Genomic DNA, 26,172 nt, shown 5'->3' on the forward strand with positions numbered 1-26,172 from the left:
GATCAAGATCTGGATCTTCCCGCTTCCGGCGTGGTCGCGTCCCGGTGCTCCCGCGGGCACCGGTCGGCCGCGGGCGGCCTCCCTGCCGGTTCCGTCGTGGCCGGACCGGACCGGGCCTGCTGCGGAGTGGTACCGGTCCAGGAGCGGAAGGCGCGGTAGAAGGAGCCCGGGTCGTCGTAGCCGAGCAGGAACGCGATCTCGGTGACCGAGACGTCCGCGCGGTCCAGGTAGGCGCGGGCGAGCGCGTGCCGGGTGCTGTCGAGCACGGCCTGGAAGGTGGTGTGCTCCGCGGCCAGGCGGCGTTGCAGCGTGCGGCCGCTCAGCGCCAGGCGGCGGGCGACGCCGGCTGCGGTGCCCGCACCGGCCGGCAGCAGCTCGACCAGCGCGGCCCGGACCCGTTCCGCGGTCGACTCGGCGCGCTCCAGATCGGCCAGGCGGCGGCGCAGATCCGGCGCGAAGACCCGCCACATCTCCGCGTTCTCGGTCAGGAACGGGCGGCGCGCGTCGTGCGCGGCGAAGACCACCTCGGCCTCGGCGCCGTGCTGGAACGGCACGCCGAGAAAGTCGCGCCACGCCTCGGCGACCGCGCCGGCCGGCGGATCCGGCGTCGAGAACCGGGCCGGCACCACCCGCGCCCGGGTGGCGAGCCGGGCCAGCGCCACCCAGACGGCCAGCTCGTACGCGACCAGGCCGGGCGGCGGTACCGGCACGGCCGGCCAGCGCATGGTCAGGTGCAGCTCGTCGCCGGGCCCGACGAGCACGCGCTGCGGGCCGATCAGGCGCTTGTGCGCGGCGATCCGCTCCGCCGCGCGGCGCAGGTTCGGGCTGCACAGCGCCGCGAAGATCGGCGGGTGGAAGGTCTCCGTGCTCATCCGCTCGGCCGCCCGCACCGGGAACGCGGGATCGCCGTAGGCCTCCTCCATCGCGGTCCAGCAGCGGAAGAACTGCTCGGGCGCGAGCGTCACCGGGCCGCGGACGAACAGGTCGCCGGGCAGCCCCGCGGCCCGCAGCACCGGGCCGGCCGGGATGCCGAGGTCTGCGAACATCACCGCGGCCGCCGGGCTGAGCGCATACCCGGCCGGACTCACCGGCATGTCACCGGATCGGCCGGCAGACTCGCCACGTCGACGTCCAGGCCGGTCGCGTCGCGGGAGAACCGCCACAGCGCGCGGATCGCCCGGCCGGCACCCGGCCGGATCAGCCGGCGGGCGACCGGCGGACCGGAGATCTGCAGGCGGGGGCCGACCATGGTGCCGCCCTGGACGCGCGGGTCGGTCGCGGCGCGCAGCTGGCTCAGTGCGCCGCGCTCCACCGACATGCCGAATCTGCGCGCCATCGGGAACATGATGGCACCGCGCGGGCCGGCGGCGGTGGCGCGGTCCATCAGGTCCGAGTTCGCGAAGCCCGGGTGCGCGGTGACCGCACGGGCGGACCGGCCGGCGGCCCGGAACTGCCGCTCCAGCCCCTGGGCGAAGTGGCGGTTGGCGAGCTTGGAGTCGTCGTAGGCACGCCAGCCCTCGTACCCGCGCGGGGTCGTGGGGTCGAGCGGCCGGCCGAAGTGCTGTGCGCCGCTGGTCAGCGTCACCACGCGCGCGCCGGGCGTGCGGGCGATCGCCGGCAGCAGGTGCGCGGTGAGCGCCCAGTGCCCGAGGTGGTTGACGCCGAGGTGGATCTCGAAACCGTCCACCGTGGTGGCCGGCGGCACCGCCATCACGCCGGCGTTGTTGATCAACAGGTCGATCGTGCGGTGCGCGGCCAGGATCTCGCCGGCCGCCCGCGCGACGGAGGCCAGCTCGGCCAGGTCGAGCAGCACCACGTCGACGGTGGCGCCCGGGTGGTCGGACAGGATCCGGTCGCGGGCCGGCAGCGCCCGGGCCCGGCTGCGCGCCGCCATGATCACGTGGGCGCCGCGGGCCGCGAGCGCCGCTACCGTCACCAGGCCGAGGCCGCCGCTGCCGCCGGTCACCACCGCCACACGTCCGTCCTGCCGTGGGATGTCCGCCGCTGACCAGGGCATGTCCGCCACCTCCGGGAAGTCGTTCGCCGTCCCGGACGACGCTATGGAACCCGGAGAACGCACACAGTGGCAGAACGCGCCAGGCCGGTGCCCGATCGCGCCACGGGTCAGGCGGCCGCGGCGATCGCCTTCTCCCAGCCGGGGGCGAGCGTGATGCCGTACTGCAGCGGCGGGACGTCCGCGTCGGGGTAGGTGATGCCGAGGTGCCGCCAGAAGTCGACGAAGACCCACGAGTCGGTGAGCGCGTACTCGTCGTCCGGGTGGGCCCGCCGCTCGTCGTCGGCGTCCAGGTCATCCTCGGTGACCGGGGTCAGGTAGTCGGTGATCTCGGCGGCGTCGACGCCGAACACCCCGGCCACGGTCGCCGGGTCGGAGTTCCAGCGGTGCTCGGTGCCGGACTCCTCCTCGAAGTAGTCCGGGCGGGACGTGAACCGGTCACGCTCCTGCCCGGCCTCGAAGACCAGGTGACTCCAGAAGTCGTCCTCGAACGCGGAGACGCAGCTGGCCACGGTGCCGAGCCGGAGGCTGACCACGCGCGCGATCTCGACCGCGGCCTCCGCACCGGTGCTCGGCCACATCACCACGGTCCAGCCGTCCAGCGGCTCGAACACGTCCACCTGATTACCGGGGTCGTCGGCCGTGCCACCGAACCGCGCCTCCACGCCACGCTCCGCGGCGTACGCGACGACCAGCCGCGCCACCTCACCGGCGTCGTCGTGCCGGAAGGCGCCGAGCTCCTTGACACCGCTCACGGTTGGACCCCTCCGTCTCGACCTCGCCTCATCGTATGAGGGGATTCATGACGATTTCAGGGATTTGCCGGACCGGTCGCACCGATGGCGGCCGTGACATCCGCGGGCAGCGGACAGGGACGCTCGGGCGGCAGCAGCGCCCGCGCCGCCGTGGGATCGGTGGCGGCACACGTGTGGACCTGGCGCGCGAGCGGCGTGACGTCCTCGATCGAGGTGGTCCACTCGTTCACGTACCGAGCGGAGGCCGCGCCGGACAACCCGACCTGCAGCGACCGGTACGGCAACGCGCTCAGCCGCAGGTCCCGCTCGGGATCCCACTGCACGCGGACGTCGCTGCGCCGCACCGCGCGCGACCACTCGGCGCGGCTCGCGTGCCCCCGCCGCGGGCCGTAGTGGCTGAGCACGGCGGTGCGCAGCGCGTTCTCCAACCCGGCCCGGTCGACGGTGATCGCGAGGACGAACTCCTGGCCCGGCTTCGTGGCCCAGCCGCTGCGGTACATCATCCAGAGGAACGACGGCTTGATCCATGTCATCCGGCCGAGGCGGAACGGCGGCACGAACCGGCCGGCCGCGAGCGCCGGCAGCGCGATCTCCGGTGAGTACGCCTGGTAGACCGTGATCGTCCGGTCGGTGAAGACGGCGCGGACCTGCCGGGCGGGGACGGTGTCGGACACGGTCCGATGATCACCCGCCCGGCGCGGTGGCGCGATCGAATAACGGCTCAGGCGTTGAAGATGGCGGAGAGCTGGTCGCGGAAGCGGCGCTCGTCCTCGGTGACCACGTCGCCGCCGATGCCGAGGATGCCGCCGGTCGGCGCGGCCGTGACCACCTGCTCGGCGATCGTGACCAGCCAGTTCGCGTACGCCCCGGCCTGGCCCTCGTCCACCTTCTCGCGCAGCAGCGTGTTCGCCTCGCGTGCGCGGGTCAGTACGTCCGCGATGTAGGCCTCCGGGTCGCTCGGCGTCAGCGCGGGCAGCTCCTCGCCCGCCTCCGGGTCACCCACGCGGGTGATCAGCTCGTTCGCGATCTCGGTGACCAGCCAGTTGCCGGACTCGCGTCCGGCCGCGATGCCCTCCAGGCCGGCCTGGTTCTCCTGGAGCGTGCGGCGGGACCCGTCCGACTCCGCGGCCGACGCGGCCGTCAGCACCGCGTGCGGAAGGCCCACGAGCAGGCCCCACTCCTGGTCGGAGAACCCGAGCTGGCTGAATACCGGCTGCTCCGTCACTGCGACACCTCTCGGTTCTTGTGGTGGGGGAAAGTCAGGGAGGATCATGCCAGTCTTACCCGGCGGTCGTGCGCCGGAACCCCGCTCACCACTCCCGCCACTCGTCACAGAGCGTGCCCGCCTGCTCGGGCGTGATCCCCGCCCGCGTCGCGAGCCCGTCGAACGCCGCGCACGCCGCCTCCCGCCGGATCGTGTCGATCATCCCGTGGCGTTCGTCGAGCGCGTTGAGCCGATCGACGAACGCCTTCGGCACCAGCTCCGGCTCCGCCGGGCCCTCGCCGATCGCGCGCCGCAACGTCGTAGGCCGCGCAGGCCGCGACGCCGGCCGCCGGCGCGAGGCGCACACCGTGATCATGTCGTCGTCGGCGTGCGTCACCTGCACCGCGCCGAATGCGCCCCGTCCGGCAACGGCATCGCGGCCACGTCGCCCACCCGTGGGGTCCACTCGGTCACGGGCGGGACGGTGTCGCGGGGGTACGACAGGATCAGGAGATCGCGTCGGTCACGCCCGGCTCGGCGGGGCCGAGGTGGACCGGCTCGCGGCCGGTGACCACGTCGAAGACGGCCTTGACGTGCGCCAGGTGCTCGCGGGTGGAGGCCTGGCGCCAGTTCGCCGGGTACGCGTCGCGGACCGAGTCGTCGCCGACGCCGGAGGTGTCGATGCCGAGCTCGCGGCAGAGCGCGACGGAGCGGGCGATGTGGAAGCTCTGGGTGACCACTATCGCGCGGTCGACCCCGAAGATCTCCTTCGCCCGGAAGCACGAGTCGTACGTGTCGAAGCCCGCGTAGTCGCGCACCACGTGCTCCGGCGGTACGCCGTTGCGGACCAGCCAGGCGTACATCGCGGTGGGCTCGTCGTACTCGTGGCGGCCGTTGTCGCCGGAGACCAGGATGGCCTGCACCTTGCCGGTCAGGTAGAGCTGCCGGGCGGTCTCCAGGCGGGCGGCCAGGAAGTCGCCGGGCTCACCGGTGCGCAGCACCTGCGTGCCGAGCACCAGTGCGACCGGCGCGGCCGGGACCGACGCGATCGTGTGCACGTGTCCCTCGGCCCGGCCGCGGATCCAGCTCTCGCTGGCGATCACGGTGACGGTGGCGGCGATGCCGCCGACGGCAGCGATCAGCGCCACGCGCCACCAGGTGAACCAGGACAGCCGGGAAAGGAGGCGTTTCACCCTTCGAAGTATGCGTCAACTGATCAACGGCGGGATCGGACCGCTGATCCGGGGATCAGGTAGTTGAAGCTGGCGATGCCGCCGGCCGCCTCGATCCAGTCGGAGAGCCGGCCCATGCCGGTGGCGCCGCCCAGGTCCACGAAGTCCGCGGTGAACCATACGTTGGCGTGGCCGAGCAGCAGGACTCCGCCCGTGCCGGCCAGCAGCGTGCGGCGGGTCACATGGTGGTGTGCGGTCACCGGCCCAGTGCAGCGCAGGCCGGCCAACGCATCAAGGAATGCGGATGTACGTCAGCCGACGGACAGTGAAGGTGATCGATCCTGCCACGGTGCGGCCTGCTCCAGCTGGGCGGCGAGGCGCAGCAGCAGGTCCTCGCGGGCGTGGCCGGCGGCGAGCTGGACGCCGATCGGCAGGCCGGTGCGGCTCTGGCCGAGCGGCAGGCTGATCGCGGGCGTGCCGGACACGTTGAACGGCGCGGTGAACGGGCCGTACTCCAGGATCCGGCGCAGCCACCCGCGCGCGTCCTGGCCCGGGTCGTCGTAGCGCAGCGTGCCGTGCGGTGCGGGCAATTGACCGAGCGTGGGCGTGACCAGCACGTCGTACCGGGTGAAGAACGTGCCGACCGGGTGGGTGACCCGGTGCTGAGCGTCGAGCATGGTCAGCACGTCCAGCGCGGTCGCGGCCTCGGCCTCGCGGAGGAACGCGCGGGAGACCGCCTCCAGTAGCGACGGGTCCGGCCTGCGGCCGCGGCCGCCGCGCAGCACCGCGAGGCCGCTGGCGACGCCGCCCAGCATCAGCGCCTCGATCACGTCCTCGGCGGCGAACTCCGGGCGGGCCGGTTCGACTCGGTGACCGAGCCATTCGAGCAGCTCGCCGACCGTGGTGGTGGCGTCCGCGACCTCCGGGTCCACGGGTACGCCGGACCACGGCTCGACGCAGATCGCCACGCGCAGCGGCTCGGGCCGCGCGTCGATCTCGTGCGCGTACGGGCGTACCGGCGGCGGGGTCCGGTGCTTCTCGCCGTGGTGCGGCGCGCTGATCGCGTCCAGCAGTCGCGCGGCGTCGCGGACCGTGCGGGTGAGCGCGAACTCCTGGACCGCGCCGAAGCCGATCTCGCCCACGGCCGGGCCGACCGGCAGGCGGCCGCGGGTCGGTTTCAGGCCGACCAGCCCGCACGCGGCGGCCGGTACCCGGATCGAGCCGGCGCCGTCGCTCGCGTGCGCGAGCGGGACCGCACCGGCCGCGACCAGCGCCGCCGCGCCGCCGCTGGAACCGCCGACGCCCCGGTCCGGTGCCCACGGGTTGCGGGTGGGGCCGTGCAGCACCGGCTCGGTGGCGAAGCTCAGGCTCCACTCCGGCGCCGTGGTCTGGCCGAGCGTGACCAGGCCGGCCGCACGGAAACGGGCCATCAGTTCGGTGTCGGCGCTCGCGACCGCGCCCATGATCGCGCGGCTGCCCAGCCGGAACGCGGTGCCGCGGGCGACCGGGCCACTGTCCTTGATCAGGAACGGTACGCCGCCGAACGGGCCGTCCGGGTCGTGCGTGAGCGCGGGCTCGTAGAGCGGGCCGGTCAGCGCGTTGAGGTCCGCGTGCGCCGCGGCCAGCGCGCGCCGGGCCGCGTCCTCCACCTCCACCGGCGTGACCTGGCCGGTGGCGATCAGCTCGCGCAGGCCGGTGGCATCGTGGCTCGCGTACTCGTGTACCTCCATGCGCACAGCGTGGCGGCCGGCGGGCGTACCCGCGATCGGTTTTTTGCTTGCTAAAGGTTTCTTTCTAAAGCATTCTCTAGGGTATGGCCGACTCGATCAGACTCGACGACCCGCGCGCGCTGCGGGCCTATGCCCATCCGCTGCGCCTCAGCCTCGTCGGGCTGCTGCGCCGGAACGGGCCGATGACCGCGACCCAGTGCGCGGCCGCGCTCGACGAGAACGTGCCGAACTGCTCGTTCCACCTGCGCCAGCTCGCCAAGTACGGGCTGGCCGAGCGGGTGCCGGGGGCGGATGCGCGGGAACGGCCGTGGCGCGCCACCGCGATGGACACGTCCTGGGCCGACGACTCCGACGACCCGGAGATGCGAGCCGCGGCCGACCAGCTGAACGCCGTGATCCTGGGGCGGTACATCCGGCTCGCCGAGGCCTACCTGGCGACGCGCGCGGAGGAGACGGTCGAGTGGCGGCGGGCGGCCGGCTTCGGCGACTACATGATCTACGTGACCGCGGCGGAGCTGTCCGCGCTGTCCGAGCGGTTCGACGAGCTGCTCGCGCCGTACGGCGACCGGGAGCGGGCGGCCGACGGTGCGCGGCCGGTCAGCGTGGTGCAGCTCACCATGCCGCGGGACGAGCCGTGACCCTCCTGGCCCGGCGCGGCGGGCTGCTGCGCGAACCGATGTTCCGCACGTACTGGTCCGCGCACGTGGTGTCGTTGGTCGGGGAGCAGATCTCGTACCTCGCGCTGCCGCTGCTGGCCGTGCTCACGGTCGGCGCCGGCCCGGCCGAGATGGGCTACCTGACCGCGGCCGCGCTCCTGCCGAACCTGCTGTTCTCGCTGGCCGCGGGCGCGTGGGTGGACCGGCGGCCGGCCAAGCGGCACATCATGATCGGGGCGGACCTGGTCCGGGCCGGGCTGCTGCTGGTCGTGCCGGTGCTCGCGTTCGCCGGGTTACTGCAGCTGTGGCACCTCTACGTGATCGCGTTCCTGACCGGCACGCTCACGCTCCTCTTCGAGGTGGCCAACAACAGCCTGTTCGCGTCCGTGGTCCCGCGCGCCGACTACATCGGGGCGAACTCGCTGCTCAACGGCGCGCGGGCGATGTCCTACGTGGCCGGGCCGAGCGCGGGTGGCCTGCTGGTGCAGACGATCACCGCGCCGTTCGCGCTGATCGCGGACGCGGTGTCGTACCTCGGGTCCGCGATCCTGCTGCTCCGGATCCGGCCGGACGAGAGCGCGGCCGTGTCCACCTCGTCCTCGCCGGAGGAGAGTGGCGTGCTGAGCGGGTTGCGGTACATCGCCCGGTCCGCCGTGCTGCGCTCGCTGCTGCTCGGCGTGACCGTGCTGAACCTGTTCAACTACGTCTTCCACGCGCTGTTCATCCTGTACGTGACCACCGCGCTCGGGCTCTCCGCGGGGCAGCTCGGCGTGCTGATCGGCGTCGCCTCGGTCGGCGGCCTGCTGGGCGCCGTGATCACCGGCCCGCTCACCCGCCGCTTCGGCGTCGGCCCGGTCGCGATCGCCGGATTCGTGGTCTTCCCGCTGCCGCTGGTGCTGGTGCCGCTGGCCGCCGGTGGCGAACCTACGATCATGGCGATGGTCTTCGCGGCCGAGTTCCTCAGCAGCATCGGTGTGATGATGCTGGACATCACGGTCGGCTCGCTGCAGACCGCTGCGACCCCGCTGACCCGGCTCTCCCTGGTCAGCGGCGCCAAGCGCACGGTCAACTACGGCGTACGGCCGCTCGGCGCGCTGCTCGGCGGCTTCCTCGGCGAGACGATCGGCATCCACCCGACGATCTGGATCGCCTCGGTCGGCGCGGTCACCGGCACGCTCTTCGTCCTGTTCTCCCCGATTCGGCGCCTCCGCGAGCTACCGGACCAGCCGGACTGACCGCGGGCTCCGGCGGCGGTGCGCGACCGCCGCGCCGCGGCCGGGAGGCGGCGGCGATCGTCGCGGGAGCGTGGTGACCAGCGCCGGAACCGGCTCCGGCCGGCGGACCGGAGCGGAGCGGAGCCAGCGGAGTCGGAGGGGGAGCCGGAGGTCTGCCCGCGGGAGCATGCGGAACGCGGCCACGCCGGGAGCGGGAAAGCCCGCTCAGGAAGGCTCGTGCGGCCCCGCCGTGCCGAGCCGGTGGTCGATGTCGTTGGCGTGGTCGGCCACCGCGGCGCCGGTGACCGTGGCCCTGAGCGGCAGGACCTCGATGCACCGGCGGACCGCGTGGGCCATCTGCGGGTTCGGCACGCGCATGGAGATCGTGCAGTGCGGGACCCAGCGGCCCGGGCGGTAGTGCTCCCACACCTCGACACCGGCCGCAGCCAGTCGTTCGTGGACCGCGCGGTGGTGCGCCAGCAGCTCCTCGGTCGGCGTGATCCCCAGCCAGAGCACGCGGCCGACGAACTGGCCGGTGAAGTCCATGCTCAGCGCGAGCCCGCGGCCGACCTCCAGACCGCTCAGCGCGGACGAGACCGCGTGCGGGTCCAGCCGCGGCGCGGCCGCGAGCGAGACGTGCGGGCGGTGCCGGTTGCCGAGCAGCCCGGCGAGCGTCGGCACGCCCTCGGCCTCCAGCGAGCGCCACAGCGTCCTGATCCGCCGGGTCGCGTCGACATCCAGGTAGAGCTCGATCGCGGCAACCACGCGGACACGTTAGACGATCATCGGCCGGGTGGGCGCACGGGGAATCGTGGGGCGCTCAGCCGATCGGGGGCCGGAAAACGGTGACTCGAATGTGACTATGCGCGCAGATCGCGTTCGAACGGGCCTGCGACAGCGGCGGGGGGCGGCGAGGGTGCGGGTCAACCCGGCGTGAGCAGGGAGCGCTTGGCCACCACCGTGACGGACAGCGTCTTGTAGCCGACTGTGTCGAAGAGGACGGTCATCTTGTCCTCCTCGTAGCCGAGAACCATGCCGGTGCCCCACTCCTGGTGCATGACCGTGCTGTGCACCGGGAACAGCTCGGCCGCGGCCGGCTCGCCGGCGGCCGCGGCGGCCGGCGCGGGGGAGACCGGGGCGTCGGCGGGCGGGTTGAGGCAGTTGTCGCAGTGGCCGCACGGCTCGGGCGCGTGCTCGCCGAAGTAGGCGAGCAGGATCTGGCCGCGGCAGGACCGGGTCTGGGCGAACGCGCGCATCATGTCGATCCGCGACCGCTGCACCGTCTGCTGCCGCTCCGCCTCGGCGACCGCGAGCTTGGCGGCCTCGGCCGCGGGCGGCGCGTAGTTCGGCGCGAGCACCTTGGTGGTGCCGATGGTGGCGACCGAGTCGACCTGTTCCAGCAGTGCGAGCAGCTGGCCGAGCTTGCGGGTGCCGAGGCCGGTCTTCTCGCGCAGCTCAGCCTTGGTGTGCGCGCCGGTGCGCAGCACGGCCGCGAGCTCGCGGACCTCCTTCTCGTCGACCGCGCCGCCGGTGAAGTACCGCTGGATGTTCTCGTCCTCGGCACGCCAGAGCAGCAGCGCGCGGGCCGGTGCGCCGTCCCGGCCGGCCCGGCCGATCTCCTGGAAGTAGCTGTCCGGCGAGTCGGGCAGCGCGACGTGCGCGACCCAGCGGATGTTGGGCTTGTCGATGCCCATGCCGAACGCGCTGGTCGCGACCATCACCTGCACCTTGTCCGCGAGGAACGCCTCGTGCCGCTCCTCGCGCATGCCGGTCGACATGCCGCCGTGGTAGAACGCGGCCTCGTAGCCCGCTTCGCACAGTTTCTCCGCGAGTTCCTCGGCGGCGCGTCGGGTGGCCACGTAGACGATGCCCAGGCCCTCGTCCTCGTCGAGCAGCGCGGTCAGCCGCCGCCAGCGGTAGTTCTCGTCCGGGCAGTAGGCCACCTCGAGGAACAGGTTCGACCGGTCCAGGCCGGAGATCATCGGCTTGACCTCGCGCAGGCCGAGCCGCTTGATGATGTCGTCGCGGACCGGCGGGGACGCGGTCGCGGTCAGCGCGAGCACCGGCGGGCGGCCGATCGCGCGGATCAGGTGGCCGAGCGCCAGGAAGTCCGGCCGGAAGTCCGGGCCCCACGCGGAGATGCAGTGCGCCTCGTCCACCGCGACCAGCGCCGGGCGCAGTGCGCGGATCTCCACCTGCATCGGCTCGGAGGCCAGTTGCTCCGGCGTGGTGAACAGGAACCGGGCCTCGCCGTTGCGGATCGACTCGAGCGCCTCGGCCTTCTGGTTCGGCGTCTCGGCGGAGCTGATCCGGACCGCGCGCAGCGCCGGCGTGCCGTACTCGTTGAGCGCGGCGATCTGGTCCTGCTGCAGCGCGAGCAGCGGCGAGACGACCACGGTCGGGCCGGGCAGCAGCGTGCCGGGGATCTGGTAGAGCGCGGACTTGCCGCCGCCGGTGGGCATGACGACCAGCGCGTCGCGCCGTTTCATCACGGTCTTCATCGGCGCGAGCTGGCCGGGCCGCAGCGTCCGCCAGCCGAAGTGCTTCTTGGCGGCGCGCTTGATGCGGGAGGAGAGCAGGGGGAGTGTGATCATGGCGCGGTCATTGTCCCCGTTCGGTTGGCCCGCGTCGATGCGGCGAAGGCGTGTGTGCCGTGATTTTCCCGCATTTGCGAGGCGACAAACGCCACTCCCATGGATGCCTTCGACAGGTTAGGCTAACCTAACGCGGCGATCTTAGATTGCTCTATGTGTGCGGGTCCGCTGTGCCCAAAACCGGGAGGAACTGGCATGGAGCACGTCTTCGCCGGTACGACCGCGCTGGTCACGGGCGCGGCGCAGGGGATTGGTGCGGCGGTCGCGCGGGCGTTGGCGGACCGGGGTGCCCGAGTCATCGCCACCGACCGTAACGAACAACGACATGATCACCCCAACATCGAGCGGGTACGTCTCGACGTCACCGACGCCGACGCGGTCCGCGAGATCACCAGCGTGGCCGGGCCGATCGGGCTGCTCGTCAACGTCGCCGGCATTCTCCGTCTCGGCCCGGTCACCTCGCTGAGCGACCGCGACTGGGCCGACACGTTCGCGGTCAACGCCACCGGCGTCTTCAACCTCAGCCGCGCGGTCGTACCCGGCATGGTCGCCCGCCGGGACGGCGTGATCATCACGGTCGCGTCCAACGCCGCGGGCGTCCCGCGCGCCGGCATGGCCGCGTACGCCGCGTCCAAGGCCGCCGCGGTGATGTTCACCAAGAGCCTCGGTCTGGAGGTCGCGCGGCACGGCGTGCGGTGCAACACGGTCTGTCCCGGCTCCACCGACACGCCCATGCAGCGGGCGATGTGGAGCGAGGGGACCGGGCCGGCCGCGGTGCTGCGCGGCGACCCGGAGTCGTACCGCGTCGGTATCCCGCTCGGCCGGATCGCCGAGCCCGAGGACGTCGCGGACGCGGTGCTGTTCCTCGCCTCACCGGCGGCGCGGCACATCACCATGCACGACCTGTACGTCGACGGCGGCGCCACCCTGCGCGCCTGAGCGGAGGTTCACTCGATGACCGACCTGAGGACACAAGCGGCCACGGAGCTGATCGACGACTACCGTCCGGGGTCGTCGTTCTTCTTCGCCTCCCCCCGGCACACGCTGCTGGCCGAGGGGGTGGCGGTCGGCGTGCCCGGCCGGGCCGCGGACCTCCCCTCGTACGTGTCCGGCATGCTGGGCGCGCTGCGCGAGGCCGGTGACGACGCACCGATCGCGGTCGGCGCGATCCCGTTCGACGGCACCGCGGCCGCGCAACTGTACGTGCCGATGTCGGTGCGCCGGTCCGCGCCGCCGTCCGGCCGGACGTTCGCGGCGCCGGTGGAGAACGGTTACCACCTGCGCCCGGTCCCGGAGCCCGCGCGGTACACCGAGGGCGTCACCCGGGCACTGGAGATGATGGACGGTGACGCGCTCACCAAGGTCGTGCTGGCCCGGTCGCTGCACGTCACCGCGGACGCGCCGGTCGACCTGCGCGACCTGGTCCGGCGGCTGGCGCACCGGGACCCGCGCGGCTACACGTTCGCGGCCGACCTCCCGCACGGCCGCACGCTGGTCGGTGCCAGCCCGGAGCTGCTGGTCTCCCGGTTCGGCAGCCGCGTGGTGGCGAACCCGATGGCCGGTTCCGCGGCCCGCAGCACCGACCGGTACGAGGACGTGCGCCGCGCCGCCGCGCTGCGCGACTCGGAGAAGGACCTGCGCGAGCACGCGGTCGTGGTCGAGTCCGTGGTGGAGGCGCTGCGCCCGTACTGCAAGGAGATCGAGGTGCCGGTCCGGCCGTCCGTGGTGCCGACCGCGACCATGTGGCACCTGGCCAGCCGGATCGCGGCCGAGGTCGCGGACGACGCGATCTCGTCGCTGGAACTGGCGCACGCGCTGCACCCGACGCCGGCGATCTGCGGCGTGCCGGTCGACGCGGCCCGCGCCGCGATCGCCGAGATAGAGCCGTTCGACCGCGGCTTCTACACCGGCATGGTCGGCTGGGCGGACGCGGCCGGGGACGGCGAGTGGGTGGTGACGATCCGCTGCGCCGAGGTGGACGACCGGTCGATGCGGCTCTACGCCGGCGCCGGCATCGTGCCCGGCTCGTCGCCGGAGTCGGAACTGGCCGAGACGACCGCGAAGTTCCGTACCATGCTGCGCGCGATGGGGCTGGGCGATGAGTGAGCGTTCCGCAACGTCGTCCCAACCCGATTGCGCCCGATCAGGTGCGCCTGAGCCGGCCGTTGACGCCCTCGCGAGGTTGCAGAATGCTCACTGACTTCACGCCGTGGCCCGACGCGACCGCGCAACGGTATCGGGCGGCCGGGTACTGGCAGGGCGAGACGTTCTCCGGATGGCTGCACGGGCTGGCCGCGCGCTTCGGCGAGCGGGTGGCCGTCGTGGACGGTGCGCGGCGGTGGAGCTATGCCGCGCTGAACGAGGCCGCCTCCCGTACCGCCGGGGCCTTCGAAGATCTTGGGGTGTCCCGCGGCGACCGCGTGGTGGTGCAGCTGCCGAACATCGGCGAATTCCTGCCGATCGTGCTCGGGCTGTTCCGGCTCGGCGCGCTGCCGGTGTTCACGCTGCCGTCGCACCGCCGGGCCGAGATCGGGCACATCGCGGCCGCCACCGACGCGGTCGCCTACGTGCACCCGGGCGTGTGGGAGCGCTTCGACCACCACCGGCTCGCGGACGAGGTGCGGCCGCTCGCGCCGTCGCTGCGGCACGTCGTCACCCCGGCGGACCTCGCGGACGGCAAACCCTTCGACGGTACGGACGTGAGCGCCGGCGACGTCGCGTTCCTGCAACTGTCCGGCGGCAGCACCGGCCTGCCGAAACTGATCCCGCGCACGCACGACGACTACCTCTACAGCATCCGCGCGTCCGCGGAGATCTGCCGCCTGTCGTCGGACACGGTCTACCTGGTCGCGCTGCCGATCGCGCACAACTTCACGATGAGCTCGCCCGGCGTGCTCGGCGTACTGCACGCGGGCGGCCGGGTGGTGACGTGCCCGGCGCCGAGCCCGGCCGTGGCGTTCCCGCTGATCGCGGCGGAACGGGTGACGATGACCGCGCTGGTGCCGCCGCTCGCGATGGTCTGGCTGGATTCGGCCGCGTCGTCCGATGCGGACCTGTCCTCGCTGCAACTGCTGCAGGTCGGCGGCGCCCGGCTCTCCGACGAGGCGGCCGCGCGGGTGGAACCGGTGCTGGGCTGCGCGTTGCAGCAGGTGTTCGGCATGGCCGAGGGCCTGGTCAACTACACCCGGCCCGACGACCCGCCCGCGCTGGTGGTCGGCACGCAGGGACGGCCGATCTCGCCGGACGACGAGATCCGGATCGTCGACGCGTCCGATCGGGAGGTGCCGGCCGGCGAGGTCGGGCATCTGCTGACCCGCGGGCCGTACACGATCCGCGGCTACTACCGGGCTCCGGAGCACAACGCGGTCGCGTTCACGGCGGACGGCTTCTACCGGACCGGTGACCTGGTGCGGCAGCTGCCGAGCGGGCACCTCGTGGTCGAGGGCCGGGCCAAGGACCAGATCAACCGGGGCGGGGAGAAGATCGCGGCCGAGGAGGTGGAGAACCAGCTGCTCGCCCACCCGGCCGTGCTGGACGCCTCGGTCGTCGCGGTGCCGGACCCGGTGCTGGGCGAACGGACCTGCGCCTACCTGATCCTCCGGCCCGCCGCGCCGTCGCTGACCGCGGGGCAGGTACGCGCGTTCGTCCGGTCGAGGGGCCTCGCCGCCTACAAGATCCCGGACCGGGTCGAGTTCGTGGACGCGTTCCCGCAGACCGCGGTCGGCAAGATCAGCAAGGCACGTCTCCGTCGCAGGGAAGGGCTTTCGTGAGCATTCCGGTCGTCGATCCGTACCCGCTGCCAGAGGTTTCTGATCTTCCGCGTGGGCGGGTGTCGTGGACCGTCGACCCGGCGCGTGCGGTGCTGCTGGTGCACGATCTCCAGCGGCACTTCCTCCGTTACTACACGCCCGGCACGTCCCCGCTGGACCCGATGCTGGACGCGATCGACCGGCTGCGCGCACGGGCCGCCGCGCTCGGGGTGCCGGTGGTGTTCTCCGCACAGCCCGGCGGTCAGACGCCCGCGCAGCGGGGGTTGCAGCAGCAGATGTGGGGCGCCGGCGTCGGTGCGGGCGTGCCCGCGCAGATCGTGGTGCCGCTGTCCGACGGCGAGACGCTGATGCCGAAGTGGCGCTACAGCGCGTTCCACCGCACCACGCTGGACACGCTGATGGGCACCCGCGACCAGCTGGTCATCTGCGGCGTCTACGCCCACATCGGCGTGGCGGCCACGGCCGCGGACGCTTTCATGCGCGACATCCAGGCCTTCGTCGTCTCCGACGCGGTCGCCGACTTCAGCCGTGCCGACCACGACGCCGCCCTCACCCGCATCGCCGACCACTGCGGCGTCGTCCTCCCCACCGCCGCCGTCTTCCCCACCTGATCCTCCGGGGCGGCCGGCCGGTCACTCGCCCGACATCGCCGGCCGCCCCGGATCCACGCCCACCGGACCGGAATGGGACTGCCGATCGGCGGGCATCCCACGGAAAACGACGGTGAGCCGCGGCCCGTCGGCCGAAGCGGTGGGGTCGACGTCCGTCGTTGGATCGGTGGGACACGCGGTTTTCGGCACCGGGCGGGGTGGGACATGCACGCGGCGCACTACCTGGCCGAATTACGGCAGATCGTCCGGTCGGCCGGCGACGAGAAGACCGACTCGCACGGCAACACCTGGAGGCGGCAGGGCGGCGAGTTCGTCTGCCAGTCGTGGGAATGGCGTGCGAGCATGTGTGAGGCTGGCGGCCGGCTCAGCGTGCGGATCACGGCGGTGGAGCCGGAACGGTGATGAGTTCTCGCGCCGGCGCCCGTCATACCTACGTCAGGACATGACGGGACGTGAGGATGACGCGATGAGTGAGACCGCTCTTACCGAGCCGGCGTTCTCCGGGCTGGCCGAACGCCACCGCCGGGAGCTGCACGTGCACTGTTACCGGATGCTCGGCTCGTTCGAGGACGCCGAGGACACGGTGCAGGAGACCTTCCTGCGGGCCTGGCGGCGGCGGGAGACGTTCCAGGGACGGTCGACGTTGCGGGCCTGGCTGTACCGGATCGCCACCAATGCCTGCCTGGACCTGCTCGCCAAGGTACGCCCGGAAGCGGCCACCGGCGGCGAGGTGCCGTGGCTGCAGCCGTACCCGGACCGGTTGCTCGACGAACTGCCCGCCGGCGACGCGGACGAGCCGGAGACCGTCGCGGTCGCACGGGAGACGATCGAGCTGGCGTACCTGGTCGCGGTCCAGCATCTCGCGCCGCGCCCACGGGCCGTGCTGATCCTCCGGGACGTGCTCGGCTGGCCGGCCAAGGACGTCGCGGACCTGCTCGGCGACTCGGTCAACTCGGTGAACAGCGCGCTGCAACGGGCCCGGGCCGGCATGCGGGAGCACCTGCCGGCCGAACGGCAGGACTGGACCGGCGGCGTCGAGGACGCCGGCACGCGGGAGCTGGTCCGCCGCTTCACCGAGGCCAGCGTGGCCACGGACGTCACGGCGCTGGCCGGGATGCTGCGCGACGACGTCCGGTTCTCGATGCCGCCCACGCCGGGCCTGCACCGCGGCCGCGACGCGGTGGTCAACGACTGGACCCGGGACGGCTTCCCGGACCTGACCGGCCTGCGCGGGGTCCCCACCGCCGTGAACCGGCAGCCCGCCGTCGCGTTCTACCACTGGCGGGAGCGGGAACGGGCGTACCTGCCGTTGACGCTCGACGTCCTGCGGATCACCGGCGGCGCGATCACCGAGCTGACCACGTTCCACGCCGACCGGTTCGCCCGGCTCGGCCTGCCGGAGCGGCTGCCCGCGGACGGCACCGAGTAGACCCCGGTGCGCACCCTCACGCTGCGCGCCGGTGCCCGCGTCCCGGTGGTCGCGGCGGAGTGGCACGACGCGTTCGCCGTCGTGACGCGCGGCCGGGTGCGGCTGGAACTGCGCGACGGCACCCCCGGCCCGCTCCTCGGCCGCGACGCCGCCTTCTGGCTCCGCGGCACCGGCGTCCGCGCGCTGCGCAACCCCGGCCGCCGCACGGCCACCCTGCGTGTCATCACCCTCAGGAGGACCGGCATGACCAGCATGAACACCGCCCGGCCGGCCTGGCGTCGCCTCGCCGGGACGGGCCTCGCCGCCACGTTCGCCGCGGCCGTGGCCACCACGCTCGCGGCCGCGCTGGCCCGGGCCGCCGGGGTCGGTCTCGACATCGACGGCGAGGCCATCCCGTTGCCCGGCTTCGCCCTGGTGACCGGCGTCTGCTCGCTCGCCGGTGTGGTCATCGCGGCCGCGCTGCGGCGGTGGAGCGTCCGTCCCGCCGCGCGTTTCGTCCGGATCACCACGGCGCTGACCGCGATCTCGCTGATCCCGCCGTTCCTCGTCGGCGCGGACACGGCGACCGTCGCGGCCCTGGTCGCGCTGCACCTGATCCCGGCAGCGGTGATGATCCCGGCCCTGGCCCGCACGCTCCGCACCGGCTGAGCCGAGCACCGGGCCGATCCAGAGCGCGGCGGTCGCGGGTTTCCTCGGGACGGCGGGCCGGCGGGGGAGCGGGAGTGGGCTGCGTTTCGCGGGTGATGGACGGCGGCCGGGTGCGGACAGCTCGGCGACCGCCTTGAGCAGCGGCGCCGGTTCCGACGGCCTGGTACCGCGCAGGGCGAGCAGCGGCACGGCCGAGGAGACAGGCGCAGCACGCGGTCGCGAATGGCCCGGCGGCACCGGTCCGGCGGCGGGGAGCCCGCCGCCGGACCGGTCCGGTCAGTGCGTGGTGACCGAGGCCGTCACCGACCACAGGATCGCGCTCGCGACCTGCGGATACAGGCCCTTCGGGTGGGCGCGGAACAGCGGCTCCGTGCCGAACAGGACGGTCGCGGTGCCGGTGGCGGAGACACCGGAGACGACCGCGGCCTGGCCGGCCGCGTCGGCCGGGCCGCCGGTGCCGTCGTCGGACGCGCGCCAATGGCCGGCGACCAGCGGTGTTGCCGCGTACCGCTGCTCGGCCACCACCCCCGCGCCCAGCCCGGTGAACCACAGCGGCGAGTAGACGAACGAGTGCGGCAGCGCGGTCGTGCCGACCGGGCCAGGGCCGTTGAGCACGGACACCACGCCGTTCGCGTCGGAGCGGCCGGCGACCGCGGTGACCGCGAGCAGCCCGGCCTCGCTGTTGAACCGGGCACCGGTGACGCCGCGGGTGATCACCGCGCGCACGGACGCGACCTGCGTCTTGGCGCCGGGATTCAACATGGACCAGGACAGACCGGACGAGACGTACAGCGCGGAGACGCCGGCCAGCGACGCGCCCGCGTTCAGCGCCGAGGTGGAGACCGGCCGGACCTCGAAGCCGAGGTCACGCAGGACCAGCAGCTCGTCCGCGGCCGCGGCGGCGGCGATCACCGGGCGGGTGAGCGGGACTCCGGTGGCACCGCGCGGCGCGGCGGTGAACCGCACGCCGTAGGTGGCGGCGATCTCGGCGGCCGCCCGGCGCGGCACCACGACCGTGCCGTCCGCGAGCCGGCGGACCGGGACACCGCGGTCCAGCAGCGCGTTCAGCGCGCGGACGTCGGCCGCGTCGGTGAGCGTGAGCAACACGTCCCCGCGGCCGGCCGGCACCGCACCGGTGGGAGCAGCGACCGTGACCGGGTGCAGGCCGCCCGGCAGCGTGCCGCGCCGGACGATCGAGACCGGCGCGCCCCAGAGCAGCCGGTGCGACCAGCCGGAGATGTCGTACATCTGCGGCACCAGCGCGGAGATGTCCCGGCCGGCCTCCAGCATCGCGTTCGCCAGGCCGCGCTTGGGCTGATGCATGTCGACGACGTAGGTGCCCGCGGCGTAGGACCGCCCGGACAGCACGAAGCCGCGGGACGCCCGGCCGACCCGGATGTCGTGCGCCACCAGGTGGTCCACCAGGCGCGCGGCGGCCGGGGAACCGGCCGGGATCACGTACGCGCGCGGGAACTCGGTCTTGTAGCGGTCCTCCGGGCCGTACCCGGGCACGAACTCGTCCGGGACGTCGCGCAGCGGCTCACCGGCCCAGCCGCGGCGGAACTGCTCGATCTGGCCGGCGATCAGCGACTCCCGGTTCGCGGACGTGTACTCCAGCGCACCGCGGATCGTCGCCTCCACGACGGACGTGTTGAGCGCGGCGCGACGTTGCAGCTCCGCGGCCGGCAGCGCGTCGTAGTCCGCGTTGTTGACCCGCAGCGGGATCTCCACGGTGTGGCCGATCGCGCCGTGGTACATCGCGTACATCGGGGTGAAGATCGGTGGCCAGTCGTCCCAGTCGCCGGGCGCGTAGTCGCGGAACGGGATGTCGACGGCCTGGCCGAGCGCGTTGACCCGGCGTTCCATGCCGAGCGCGTTCCGGTAGGCGTGCGGCAGGTAGAGGTCGTACTCGTAGTTCTGGCCGTGCGGCGGCGTGCACGGCTCGATCAGCGTGGTGCCGGTGTAGCCGTGCTCGTCCAGCATGACCAGCGGCTGCGCGTCGATCGCGACCGCGCGCACGGCCCGGGACTCCGGCTGCGACGACGTGACGTGGTCCCGGTTGATGTCGAAGCCGGCGCCGTTCGCCCTGGTACCGGCGATCCGGCCATCCGGGTTGTTGGTGACGGTGAAGTAGACCCGGGTGCGGCGCAGCATGGCGGTGGTGGCGGCGTCCGTCGCGGTGGCGAGCTGCTCGATCAGGCGCAGCGAGCCGTCCGTACCCTCCCATTCGTTGCCGTGGATGTTCGCGTTGATCCAGATCGGCGCCTTGTAGTCGCGCTTCAGCGCGCGGTCGCGCGCGGCCCGGACCGGGTCGTCCTCGATCAGCCGCCGCCACTCCGACTGCCGGCGCGTCTCGGCCGCGCTCTCCGGTGCGGTGACGGTGACCAGGTAGAGGTCCCGGCCGAGCACGGACTGGCCGATCACCTCGGCGGAGACGCGGTTGCTCGCGGTCTGCAGCGCGTTCAGCCGGGGCGCGATCCCGTGGTACGGCACCAGCCCCAGCTTGATCGACTTGTCGGCCGGGTTCTCCGGGTAGACGCGCAGCCGGGTCTGCCGCGGGTAGCCGCCGCCGTGCCGGTCCGCGGTCCGTTCCGCGGCGGCCGTGCTCGGCGGCGCGTCGGCCGGTGCGGCCGCGATCTCGTTGCGCTCCGGCCCGTTGCCGAAGTCGCGGGTGACCGGATCCGGCGGGGCGGCGACCGCCGTCGATGGCAGCGCGGTGACACCGAGACCCGCGATCAGCAGCCCGGTGAGGATCTTGCCCGGTGAGCGCACGAAGCACCTCCACGATGGATGTGCTCAAGATCCTGGCCGGGCGACAGAGATCGAATCAATATCTGTCGCTGTCAAATGCGTGTTACAGCTGGTGCAGCGCCTTCACCAGTGGTGCCAGCTCCGGCGTCCGGCCGGCCTCCTCCAGCGCCCGCGCCAGCACCTCGTCGTGTGTGGGCCGCGCCTTCGCCAGCAGCTCGCGCCCCGCCGGCGTCAGCTCGGAGTAGATCCCGCGGCGGTCGTCCTGGCAGAGATAGCGCCCCAGCAGCCCGCGATCCTCCAGCCGGTTGACCAGCCGGGTCGCGGCGCTCGACGACAGCGCGGCCGCGCGCGCCAGCTGCGACATCCGCATGTGGAAGCCGTCCTGCCGGGACAGCGCGTCCAGCACCGTGAACTCGACCACGGACAGCCCGTGCCCGGACGACAGCGCCCGCTCCAGCGCCGCGTCGATCAGCCCGTACAGCGCGGCGAGCGTCCGCCACCCCTGCGCCCGGACCTGCACCGCGTCATCCGCGATCCCCATCCGGCCAGCCTAACAGGCGCAAGCCCATACCCGGCGTGTGCAAGTATCACCCGGTGCCGTCCTTCGCGCTGCTCGCCCGGCGACCGCTCCACGAGCGCCCCGGCGCGGCGACCGTCGTGGTCACGTCACGCGGCCGGCTCACCCCGTTCGCACCACACCCGCATCGAAGTCGCCACGGTCCGGCGTGAGCCGCCCCGGGCCCGTCCGGCCCCGCGGTGGCTCCGCGTGCCGGCCGCCCACGGCCCTCGCTGCTGGTCGCTCACCCAGCGCGGCCTGCTGACCCGCCACGACCTGGACACCGGCGCATCGCTCCGGGAACGCGCGCTGCGACCCCTCACCGGCCACCCGGCGCGGCCACACCGCAGCGGCACGCTGGACGCCGCGACCGGCGCGACGATCCACGGCGTGCCGGTGCTGGCCAAGCGGACGCTGTACGCGGTAGAGACCCGGCCGTAGGTCAGAACTCGGTGTCGACCGTGATGCCCATGGCGGCGGCGAGGACGTGGGAGAGGGCGGGTAGGTCGGTTTCGTGGACGATCGCGCCGCGGAGCTGGCTGGGGCTGCCGATGCCGGCCAGGGAGCAGGCGCGGAAGCGGGTGCCGGTGAGGTCGGCCTGGTGGAGCTGGGCGCCGGTGAGGTCGCAGCGGGTGAAACGGGCGCCGCGCAGATCTGCGCCGGTGAGGTCGGCGCCGGTCAGGTTGCAGCCGATGAAGTGGACGGCCTCGAAGCGGGTGAAGCGCCAGCCGGAGAGGTCGAGCCGGCACTCCTCGGCGCGCACGTCGCGCAGCGTGCCGTCGGTGATCGTGAGGCCGGTCATCCGGGAGTCGCGCAGGTCGACCCGGGTGAGTGCGCCGCCGTCGCTGGTCAGGTTGGCCCAGTTCGAGTTCTGCACCAGGCAGTCGGTCAGCGCGAGCTGGTCCAGGCGGGCGCCGGAGAGGTCGGCGGCGCGGAACCGGCACTGGGTGAACCGCAGCGCCTCGGCCGCGCGCCCGGACAGGTCGACGTCGTAGTAGGCGAGCCGGGCGTACGAGCCCTCCGGCTCCGGGTCGCCGGGGGCGATCTCCACGGTGGACGGCGGCTTCGGCGGCTTCGGCTCGGCGGAGCTGGGTGCTGAGGCGGCGCGGCGGCGGGACGGAGGCACCCGGACACCCTATGGAGCGGGCGCACCGCCGGTCCGACGTGCCCCTCTCGCCGTACCCTCGAATGGGTTTTATGGTTCTGGGCGTGGATTCTTTCGTGACACCCGACCGGGTGATGTCGGTGCTGGCGGCCGAGGAACGGGCCTGGTCCGACATCGGTGTCGTGCAGGCGCTCGGCATCGTGGCAGGCGTGTTGTTCCTGGTCCTGGCGATTCGGGCGATGTTCGGCGGCGGGAAGCGTTAGCCGTTCGGCCGTCATGCTCTGCAATTTGCACTCCGGGTACCGTGGCGACCTGCACAGAGACGGAGCGTCACCGACCTGGGGCGGAACTGTGGATCTCGAACTGTCGCAGCACCATCTGGCCGCCGGGCTCGCCCGGGTGGCGGTCGCGGTCCGCGCGGCCGACGACGACGCACCGGCGGCCGAACGCACGCTCGCCCAGCAGCAGGTGCTGCTGGTGTTGCGCCGGCGCGACGCCAGCTGCCCGCTGAGCGAGCTGTCCAAGGACCTCGGCATGACCACGAAGTCACTGCTCGCGGCCGTGGAGACGTTGGTCGCGGAGGGGCTGGTCGCGATGGGGCCGGCGCCGTCGTTCTCGCCGGCCGAGATGCGGCTGTCGCTGACCGAGGCCGGGCGTGCCGAGCCGGCCGAGCCGATGAACTGGGCCGCGGACCTGCTCAACGGGCTGCACGATCTGGACGCGCTGCGCCGCCAGCATCTGCTCGACGTGGTCACCACCAAGATCAGGACGATGCAGGCGGCCGACCAGATCCCGATCACGAAGATGTGTGTGACCTGCCGGTTCTTCGAGTCGTACGCGTACCCGGGCAGTGGCCAGCCGCATCACTGCTGGCTGGTCGGCAGCCCGTTCGGCCACCTGGACCTGCGGCTGCGCTGCCCGGAGGCGAAGCCGGGCGAGGCGATGCACGTGATGCTGGCCCCGCGCGACGACGATTGACCTGCTCGTCGCGGGGTAACCGGCATGCCATGAAGATCGGTTACTTCCTGTCCAGCGAGGAGTTCACGCCGGCCGAGCTGCTGGAGCAGGCGCGTGGCGCCGAGCAGGCCGGGTTCGAGGCGCTCTGGATCTCCGACCACTACCACCCGTGGGTGGACGCGCAGGGCCAGAGCCCGTTCGTCTGGTCCATGATCGGCGCACTCAGCCAGGTCACCACGCTGCCGGTCACCACGGCCGTGACCTGCCCGACCGTGCGCATCCACCCGGCCGTGCTGGCCCAGGCCGCGGCCACGTCCGCGGTGCTGCACAACGGGCGGTTCGTGCTCGGCGTCGGCTCCGGCGAGGCGCTCAACGAGCACATCCTCGGCGACGCGTGGCCGAACGCGGACACCCGCCTGGAGATGCTCGAGGAGGCGGTCGAGGTGATGCGCAAGCTGTGGGCGCACCCGGACTCGTTCGTCGACCACGAGGGCAAGCACTACCGGGTGGAGAACGCGCGGATCTACACGATGCCGGAGAAGCCACCGGCGATCTACGTGTCCGGCTTCGGGCCGAAGGCGGTGGACCTGGCCGCGCGGATCGGCGACGGCTACGTGAGCGTCATGCCGGACGGCGACATGGTGCGCCGCTTCCGGGAGAACGGCGGCGGCGACAAGCCCGCGCAGGGCGGCTTCAAGGCGTGCTTCGCGCCGACCGAGGACGAGGCGGTGGAGATCGCCTACCGGCGCTGGCCGAACGCGGGCGTGCCGGGCGAGCTGTCCCAGGTGCTGCCGTCGCCGAAGCACTTCGAGCAGGCGTCCGAGATGGTGCCGAAGGACAAGATGCGTGAGGCGCACGTCTGCGGCAGCGACCCGGAGGCCCACCTGGAGCAGATCTCGGCGTACGCGAAAGCCGGCTTCGACGAGGTCTACGTGTCCAACATCGGGCCGAACTGGGCGGGCTTCTTCGACCTCTACCGGGAGAAGGTCTTCCCCGCCCTCAAGAACTGAGATGCTGACCGCACGCCACGACCGCCGGCCGCTCCCGGCGGCCGTGGCGGGATCCGGGTCAGGCGACCAGGTCCTGGTAGTCCGGGTGGCGCTCGATGTAGGCCTTGATGAACGCGCACCGCGGGATCACGGTGGCGCCGCGCTCCCGGGCCGCGTCCAGCGCACCGGCGGCCAGCGTGGACCCGAGGCCCTGACCCTCGTGACCGGGCTCGACCTCGGTGTGCGTGAAGATCAGCGCATCGTCGCGCACCCGGTAGGCCGCGAACCCGGCGACCGCGCCGTCGACGACGATCTCGAACCGGCTCTCGGCCGCGTTGTCCCGTACCTCGGCACCCATCAGTGCGCCCCCTCGATCGACTTCCGCAAGACTAGCCCTGTAGCTCGGACAGCGCGTTCAGCAGCGTGTCCACCTCGTCCGCGGTGTTGTAGTGGTAGATCGACGCGCGTACCGCGCCGCCGCCGTCCCGCAGGCCGAGCGCCTCGAAGAACTCGTAGGCGTAGTAGTCGCCGGCCGACACGCAGATGTTCCGGTCACCGAGCAGCGCCGCGGTCCGGGCCGGTGCCTGGTCGGCCAGCCGGAACGACACGGTCGGGCAGCGCCGCCGCGGCGCCGGGAGCACGGTCACGCCCGGCAGCGCGGCCAGGCCGTCCAGCAGCCGGGTGAGCAGCCCGGTCTCGTACCGCTGGATCTCGGCGAACGAGGCGCGGAGCCGGCTGCGGCGGTCCGGCCCGGAGGACGAGGCGAGATCGGCCAGGTGTTCGACCGCCGCGGTCACGCCGGCCAGCTGCGCGAAGCCCGGGGTGCCCAGCTCGAACCGGTCCGGCACCGCCTCGGACGACGGCGCCAGCTTCATCGGCCGCAGCCGCTCCCACAGCGCCGGATCGGCCGCGACCGCCGCGAGGTGCGGGCCGGACCACTTGTACGCGCTGGTCACGTAGAAGTCCGCGGTCGTCTGGGTCAGCACGTGCGGCGTGCTGTGCACGCCGTCCACATAGGTCAGCGCACCGGCGGCGCGGGCGATCGCGGTGATCGCGTCCACGTCCGGCACCGCGCCGTTCGCGTTGCTGCCCGCGGTCAGCGCCACCAGCCGGGTCCGCTCACCGATCAGCTCGGTGAACTGCCCGGCCGGCAGGTCGCCGGTGGCACGGTCGAACTCGGCCCAGCGCACGACCGCGCCGGCCCGCGCCGCGAGCTGCACCCACGGGCGTACGTTCGCGTCGTGGTCGAGCCGGGAGACGATGATCTCGTCGCCCGGCCGCCAGGTGTCCGCTAGCGCGCGGGCCACCCGGTAGGTCAGCGCGGTGGCGCTCGGCCCGAGCACGACACCCTGCGGCGCGGCGCCGAGCAGGTCGGCCAGCGCGTGCCGGGCGGCCGCGACGATCTCGCCGGAACGGCGGCCGGGCTCGAACGCGGGACTGCGGTTGGAGACGGCCGCGCGCATGGTGGCCGCGACCGCGTCCGCGACCGGCGCGGCGACCTGGCTGCCGCCCGCGTTGTCGAAGTGCAGGTAGCCCTCGGCCAGGGCGGGATAGCGGGAACGGATCGCGTCGACGTCGAACGACATGCGGCGCACGATAACCGGCGATGATCATCGAGGTGGTGGCGGCCCCGTACCCTGGACGGGTGACGACGAACCGACGCATCATCCGCGCCGTGCCCGCCGCCCTTCTCGGAGCCGTTCTCGCGCTCTCGCTCGCCGCGTGTTCCGGTGAGGGCTACAGCACGCAGTGCGGCCTCGACCAATGCACCGTGACGTTCGACCGGGGCGCTACCGCCAGCGCCGAGATCCTCGGCATCGAGGCGAAGCTGGTGGAGGTCCAGGGCCAGGTCGCCACGTTCGAGGTGGCCGGCGAGCAGGTGGCGCTCACGGTCGGCCAGGCCGCCACCGAGGTCGGTGGCTTCCTGGTCCAGCTGGAGTCGCTGACCGACACCCAGGCGGCGATCCAGATCTCAGTCAACTGAGCAGTACGTTTACGAATCTCTCCATTCGGTGAT

At 73.0% G+C, this 26,172-nt stretch carries 30 protein-coding genes; 14 read left to right on the plus strand and 16 right to left on the minus strand.

Annotated elements, in window-relative coordinates; genetic code table 11:
* Window positions 1-2: 2 nt before the first annotated feature.
* The 9 genes from J2S42_RS32295 to J2S42_RS32335 all read right to left on the minus strand — a co-directional run bounded on the left by J2S42_RS32295 (window position 3) and on the right by J2S42_RS32335 (window position 6,875).
* Window positions 3-1,094 carry an AraC family transcriptional regulator gene (locus J2S42_RS32295; protein WP_307245266.1) on the minus strand — a complete coding sequence of 364 codons (1,092 nt, stop codon included), beginning with the start codon at window positions 1,092-1,094 and terminating at the stop codon, window positions 3-5.
* Window positions 1,085-2,017: an SDR family NAD(P)-dependent oxidoreductase gene (locus tag J2S42_RS32300; protein ID WP_307245268.1), complete on the minus strand. Its 933-nt coding sequence runs from the start codon at window positions 2,015-2,017 to the stop codon at window positions 1,085-1,087. Before J2S42_RS32300 ends, J2S42_RS32295 begins: the two co-directional genes overlap by 10 nt.
* Before the next feature lie 107 nt (window positions 2,018-2,124).
* Window positions 2,125-2,769 carry a hypothetical protein gene (locus J2S42_RS32305; protein WP_307245270.1) on the minus strand — a complete coding sequence of 215 codons (645 nt, stop codon included), beginning with the start codon at window positions 2,767-2,769 and terminating at the stop codon, window positions 2,125-2,127.
* A 56-nt stretch (window positions 2,770-2,825) separates the two neighbouring features.
* Window positions 2,826-3,443, minus strand: a complete 618-nt coding sequence (locus J2S42_RS32310) for a DUF4291 domain-containing protein (RefSeq protein ID WP_307245272.1) — start codon at window positions 3,441-3,443, stop codon at window positions 2,826-2,828.
* Window positions 3,444-3,490: 47 nt separating this feature from the next.
* A complete protein-coding gene (locus tag J2S42_RS32315) occupies window positions 3,491-3,994 on the minus strand; it encodes a hypothetical protein (protein WP_307245274.1) in 504 nt (167 codons plus the stop codon).
* An 85-nt stretch (window positions 3,995-4,079) separates the two neighbouring features.
* Window positions 4,080-4,439 carry a hypothetical protein gene (locus J2S42_RS32320; protein ID WP_307245276.1) on the minus strand — a complete coding sequence of 120 codons (360 nt, stop codon included), beginning with the start codon at window positions 4,437-4,439 and terminating at the stop codon, window positions 4,080-4,082.
* A gap of 40 nt (window positions 4,440-4,479) precedes the next feature.
* Window positions 4,480-5,166, minus strand: coding sequence for a SanA/YdcF family protein (locus J2S42_RS32325; RefSeq protein ID WP_307245279.1), 687 nt, complete (start codon window positions 5,164-5,166; stop codon window positions 4,480-4,482).
* Between the two features lie 23 nt (window positions 5,167-5,189).
* Complete coding sequence (locus tag J2S42_RS32330; RefSeq protein ID WP_307245281.1) at window positions 5,190-5,405, minus strand: hypothetical protein; 216 nt, start codon at window positions 5,403-5,405, stop codon at window positions 5,190-5,192.
* Window positions 5,406-5,456: 51 nt separating this feature from the next.
* Window positions 5,457-6,875, minus strand: coding sequence for an amidase (locus tag J2S42_RS32335; protein ID WP_307245283.1), 1,419 nt, complete (start codon window positions 6,873-6,875; stop codon window positions 5,457-5,459).
* 83 nt (window positions 6,876-6,958) lie between these two features.
* On the opposite strand from J2S42_RS32335, the gene J2S42_RS32340 reads away from it, so the two are divergent.
* Both J2S42_RS32340 and J2S42_RS32345 read left to right on the plus strand, forming a co-directional pair.
* Window positions 6,959-7,513 carry a helix-turn-helix domain-containing protein gene (locus tag J2S42_RS32340; RefSeq protein WP_307245286.1) on the plus strand — a complete coding sequence of 185 codons (555 nt, stop codon included), beginning with the start codon at window positions 6,959-6,961 and terminating at the stop codon, window positions 7,511-7,513.
* A gap of 38 nt (window positions 7,514-7,551) precedes the next feature.
* A complete protein-coding gene (locus tag J2S42_RS32345) occupies window positions 7,552-8,766 on the plus strand; it encodes an MFS transporter (RefSeq protein WP_307249157.1) in 1,215 nt (404 codons plus the stop codon).
* Between the two features lie 204 nt (window positions 8,767-8,970).
* On the opposite strand, the gene J2S42_RS32350 is transcribed toward J2S42_RS32345, so the two are convergent.
* On the minus strand, window positions 8,971-9,510 hold the full coding sequence (locus J2S42_RS32350) for a 2'-5' RNA ligase family protein (protein ID WP_307245288.1): 540 nt from the start codon (window positions 9,508-9,510) through the stop codon (window positions 8,971-8,973).
* Between the two features lie 158 nt (window positions 9,511-9,668).
* Complete coding sequence (locus J2S42_RS32355) at window positions 9,669-11,339, minus strand: RecQ family ATP-dependent DNA helicase (protein WP_307245290.1); 1,671 nt, start codon at window positions 11,337-11,339, stop codon at window positions 9,669-9,671.
* 195 nt (window positions 11,340-11,534) lie between these two features.
* Here J2S42_RS32355 and dhbA point away from each other — a divergent pair, with 195 nt between their 5' ends.
* From dhbA to J2S42_RS32390, 7 genes are all read left to right on the plus strand, one after another.
* Window positions 11,535-12,278: a 2,3-dihydro-2,3-dihydroxybenzoate dehydrogenase gene (gene dhbA, locus J2S42_RS32360; RefSeq protein ID WP_307245292.1), complete on the plus strand. Its 744-nt coding sequence runs from the start codon at window positions 11,535-11,537 to the stop codon at window positions 12,276-12,278.
* Window positions 12,279-12,293: 15 nt separating this feature from the next.
* The gene (gene dhbC, locus J2S42_RS32365) at window positions 12,294-13,445 is read left to right on the plus strand and encodes an isochorismate synthase DhbC (protein ID WP_307245294.1); all 1,152 of its coding nucleotides are present in this window, start codon (window positions 12,294-12,296) and stop codon (window positions 13,443-13,445) included.
* A gap of 83 nt (window positions 13,446-13,528) precedes the next feature.
* Window positions 13,529-15,109, plus strand: coding sequence for a (2,3-dihydroxybenzoyl)adenylate synthase (locus J2S42_RS32370; RefSeq protein WP_307245296.1), 1,581 nt, complete (start codon window positions 13,529-13,531; stop codon window positions 15,107-15,109).
* The gene (locus tag J2S42_RS32375) at window positions 15,106-15,720 is read left to right on the plus strand and encodes an isochorismatase family protein (protein ID WP_307245298.1); all 615 of its coding nucleotides are present in this window, start codon (window positions 15,106-15,108) and stop codon (window positions 15,718-15,720) included. Before J2S42_RS32370 ends, J2S42_RS32375 begins: the two co-directional genes overlap by 4 nt.
* Window positions 15,721-15,924: 204 nt before the next feature.
* Complete coding sequence (locus J2S42_RS32380; RefSeq protein WP_307245300.1) at window positions 15,925-16,122, plus strand: hypothetical protein; 198 nt, start codon at window positions 15,925-15,927, stop codon at window positions 16,120-16,122.
* A gap of 40 nt (window positions 16,123-16,162) precedes the next feature.
* The gene (locus tag J2S42_RS32385; RefSeq protein ID WP_307245302.1) at window positions 16,163-17,149 is read left to right on the plus strand and encodes an RNA polymerase subunit sigma-70; all 987 of its coding nucleotides are present in this window, start codon (window positions 16,163-16,165) and stop codon (window positions 17,147-17,149) included.
* A 6-nt stretch (window positions 17,150-17,155) separates the two neighbouring features.
* Window positions 17,156-17,797, plus strand: a complete 642-nt coding sequence (locus J2S42_RS32390; RefSeq protein ID WP_307245304.1) for a DUF6069 family protein — start codon at window positions 17,156-17,158, stop codon at window positions 17,795-17,797.
* 276 nt (window positions 17,798-18,073) lie between these two features.
* Here the strand turns inward: J2S42_RS32390 and J2S42_RS32395 are convergent, their stop codons facing one another.
* Complete coding sequence (locus J2S42_RS32395; RefSeq protein WP_307245306.1) at window positions 18,074-20,569, minus strand: M14 family zinc carboxypeptidase; 2,496 nt, start codon at window positions 20,567-20,569, stop codon at window positions 18,074-18,076.
* 82 nt (window positions 20,570-20,651) lie between these two features.
* Window positions 20,652-21,089 (minus strand): MarR family winged helix-turn-helix transcriptional regulator, encoded by a 438-nt coding sequence (locus J2S42_RS32400; RefSeq protein WP_307245308.1) that lies wholly within the window; start codon window positions 21,087-21,089, stop codon window positions 20,652-20,654.
* Window positions 21,090-21,314: 225 nt separating this feature from the next.
* Between J2S42_RS32400 and J2S42_RS32405 the strand changes: the two genes are divergently transcribed.
* On the plus strand, window positions 21,315-21,545 hold the full coding sequence (locus J2S42_RS32405; RefSeq protein WP_307245310.1) for a hypothetical protein: 231 nt from the start codon (window positions 21,315-21,317) through the stop codon (window positions 21,543-21,545).
* Window position 21,546: 1 nt separating this feature from the next.
* Here J2S42_RS32405 and J2S42_RS32410 read toward each other — a convergent pair whose 3' ends face one another.
* Window positions 21,547-22,230 carry a pentapeptide repeat-containing protein gene (locus tag J2S42_RS32410; RefSeq protein WP_307245312.1) on the minus strand — a complete coding sequence of 228 codons (684 nt, stop codon included), beginning with the start codon at window positions 22,228-22,230 and terminating at the stop codon, window positions 21,547-21,549.
* Between the two features lie 83 nt (window positions 22,231-22,313).
* Here J2S42_RS32410 and J2S42_RS32415 point away from each other — a divergent pair, with 83 nt between their 5' ends.
* From J2S42_RS32415 to J2S42_RS32425, 3 genes are all read left to right on the plus strand, one after another.
* Complete coding sequence (locus tag J2S42_RS32415) at window positions 22,314-22,472, plus strand: hypothetical protein (protein WP_307245314.1); 159 nt, start codon at window positions 22,314-22,316, stop codon at window positions 22,470-22,472.
* Window positions 22,473-22,560: 88 nt separating this feature from the next.
* Window positions 22,561-23,187 carry a winged helix DNA-binding protein gene (locus tag J2S42_RS32420; RefSeq protein WP_307245316.1) on the plus strand — a complete coding sequence of 209 codons (627 nt, stop codon included), beginning with the start codon at window positions 22,561-22,563 and terminating at the stop codon, window positions 23,185-23,187.
* Between the two features lie 29 nt (window positions 23,188-23,216).
* Window positions 23,217-24,176, plus strand: coding sequence for a TIGR03557 family F420-dependent LLM class oxidoreductase (locus tag J2S42_RS32425; protein WP_307245317.1), 960 nt, complete (start codon window positions 23,217-23,219; stop codon window positions 24,174-24,176).
* A 58-nt stretch (window positions 24,177-24,234) separates the two neighbouring features.
* On the opposite strand, the gene J2S42_RS32430 is transcribed toward J2S42_RS32425, so the two are convergent.
* Both J2S42_RS32430 and J2S42_RS32435 read right to left on the minus strand, forming a co-directional pair.
* Window positions 24,235-24,513 carry a GNAT family N-acetyltransferase gene (locus J2S42_RS32430; RefSeq protein WP_307245319.1) on the minus strand — a complete coding sequence of 93 codons (279 nt, stop codon included), beginning with the start codon at window positions 24,511-24,513 and terminating at the stop codon, window positions 24,235-24,237.
* 31 nt (window positions 24,514-24,544) lie between these two features.
* Window positions 24,545-25,741 carry a cysteine desulfurase-like protein gene (locus J2S42_RS32435; protein ID WP_307245321.1) on the minus strand — a complete coding sequence of 399 codons (1,197 nt, stop codon included), beginning with the start codon at window positions 25,739-25,741 and terminating at the stop codon, window positions 24,545-24,547.
* A 20-nt stretch (window positions 25,742-25,761) separates the two neighbouring features.
* Here J2S42_RS32435 and J2S42_RS32440 point away from each other — a divergent pair, with 20 nt between their 5' ends.
* Window positions 25,762-26,139 (plus strand): hypothetical protein, encoded by a 378-nt coding sequence (locus tag J2S42_RS32440; protein WP_370879309.1) that lies wholly within the window; start codon window positions 25,762-25,764, stop codon window positions 26,137-26,139.
* The last annotated feature ends 33 nt before the right edge of the window (window positions 26,140-26,172 follow it).

Origin of the sequence: Catenuloplanes indicus (assembly GCF_030813715.1) — a bacterium.
Taxonomy (GTDB): Bacteria; Actinomycetota; Actinomycetes; order Mycobacteriales; family Micromonosporaceae; genus Catenuloplanes; species Catenuloplanes indicus.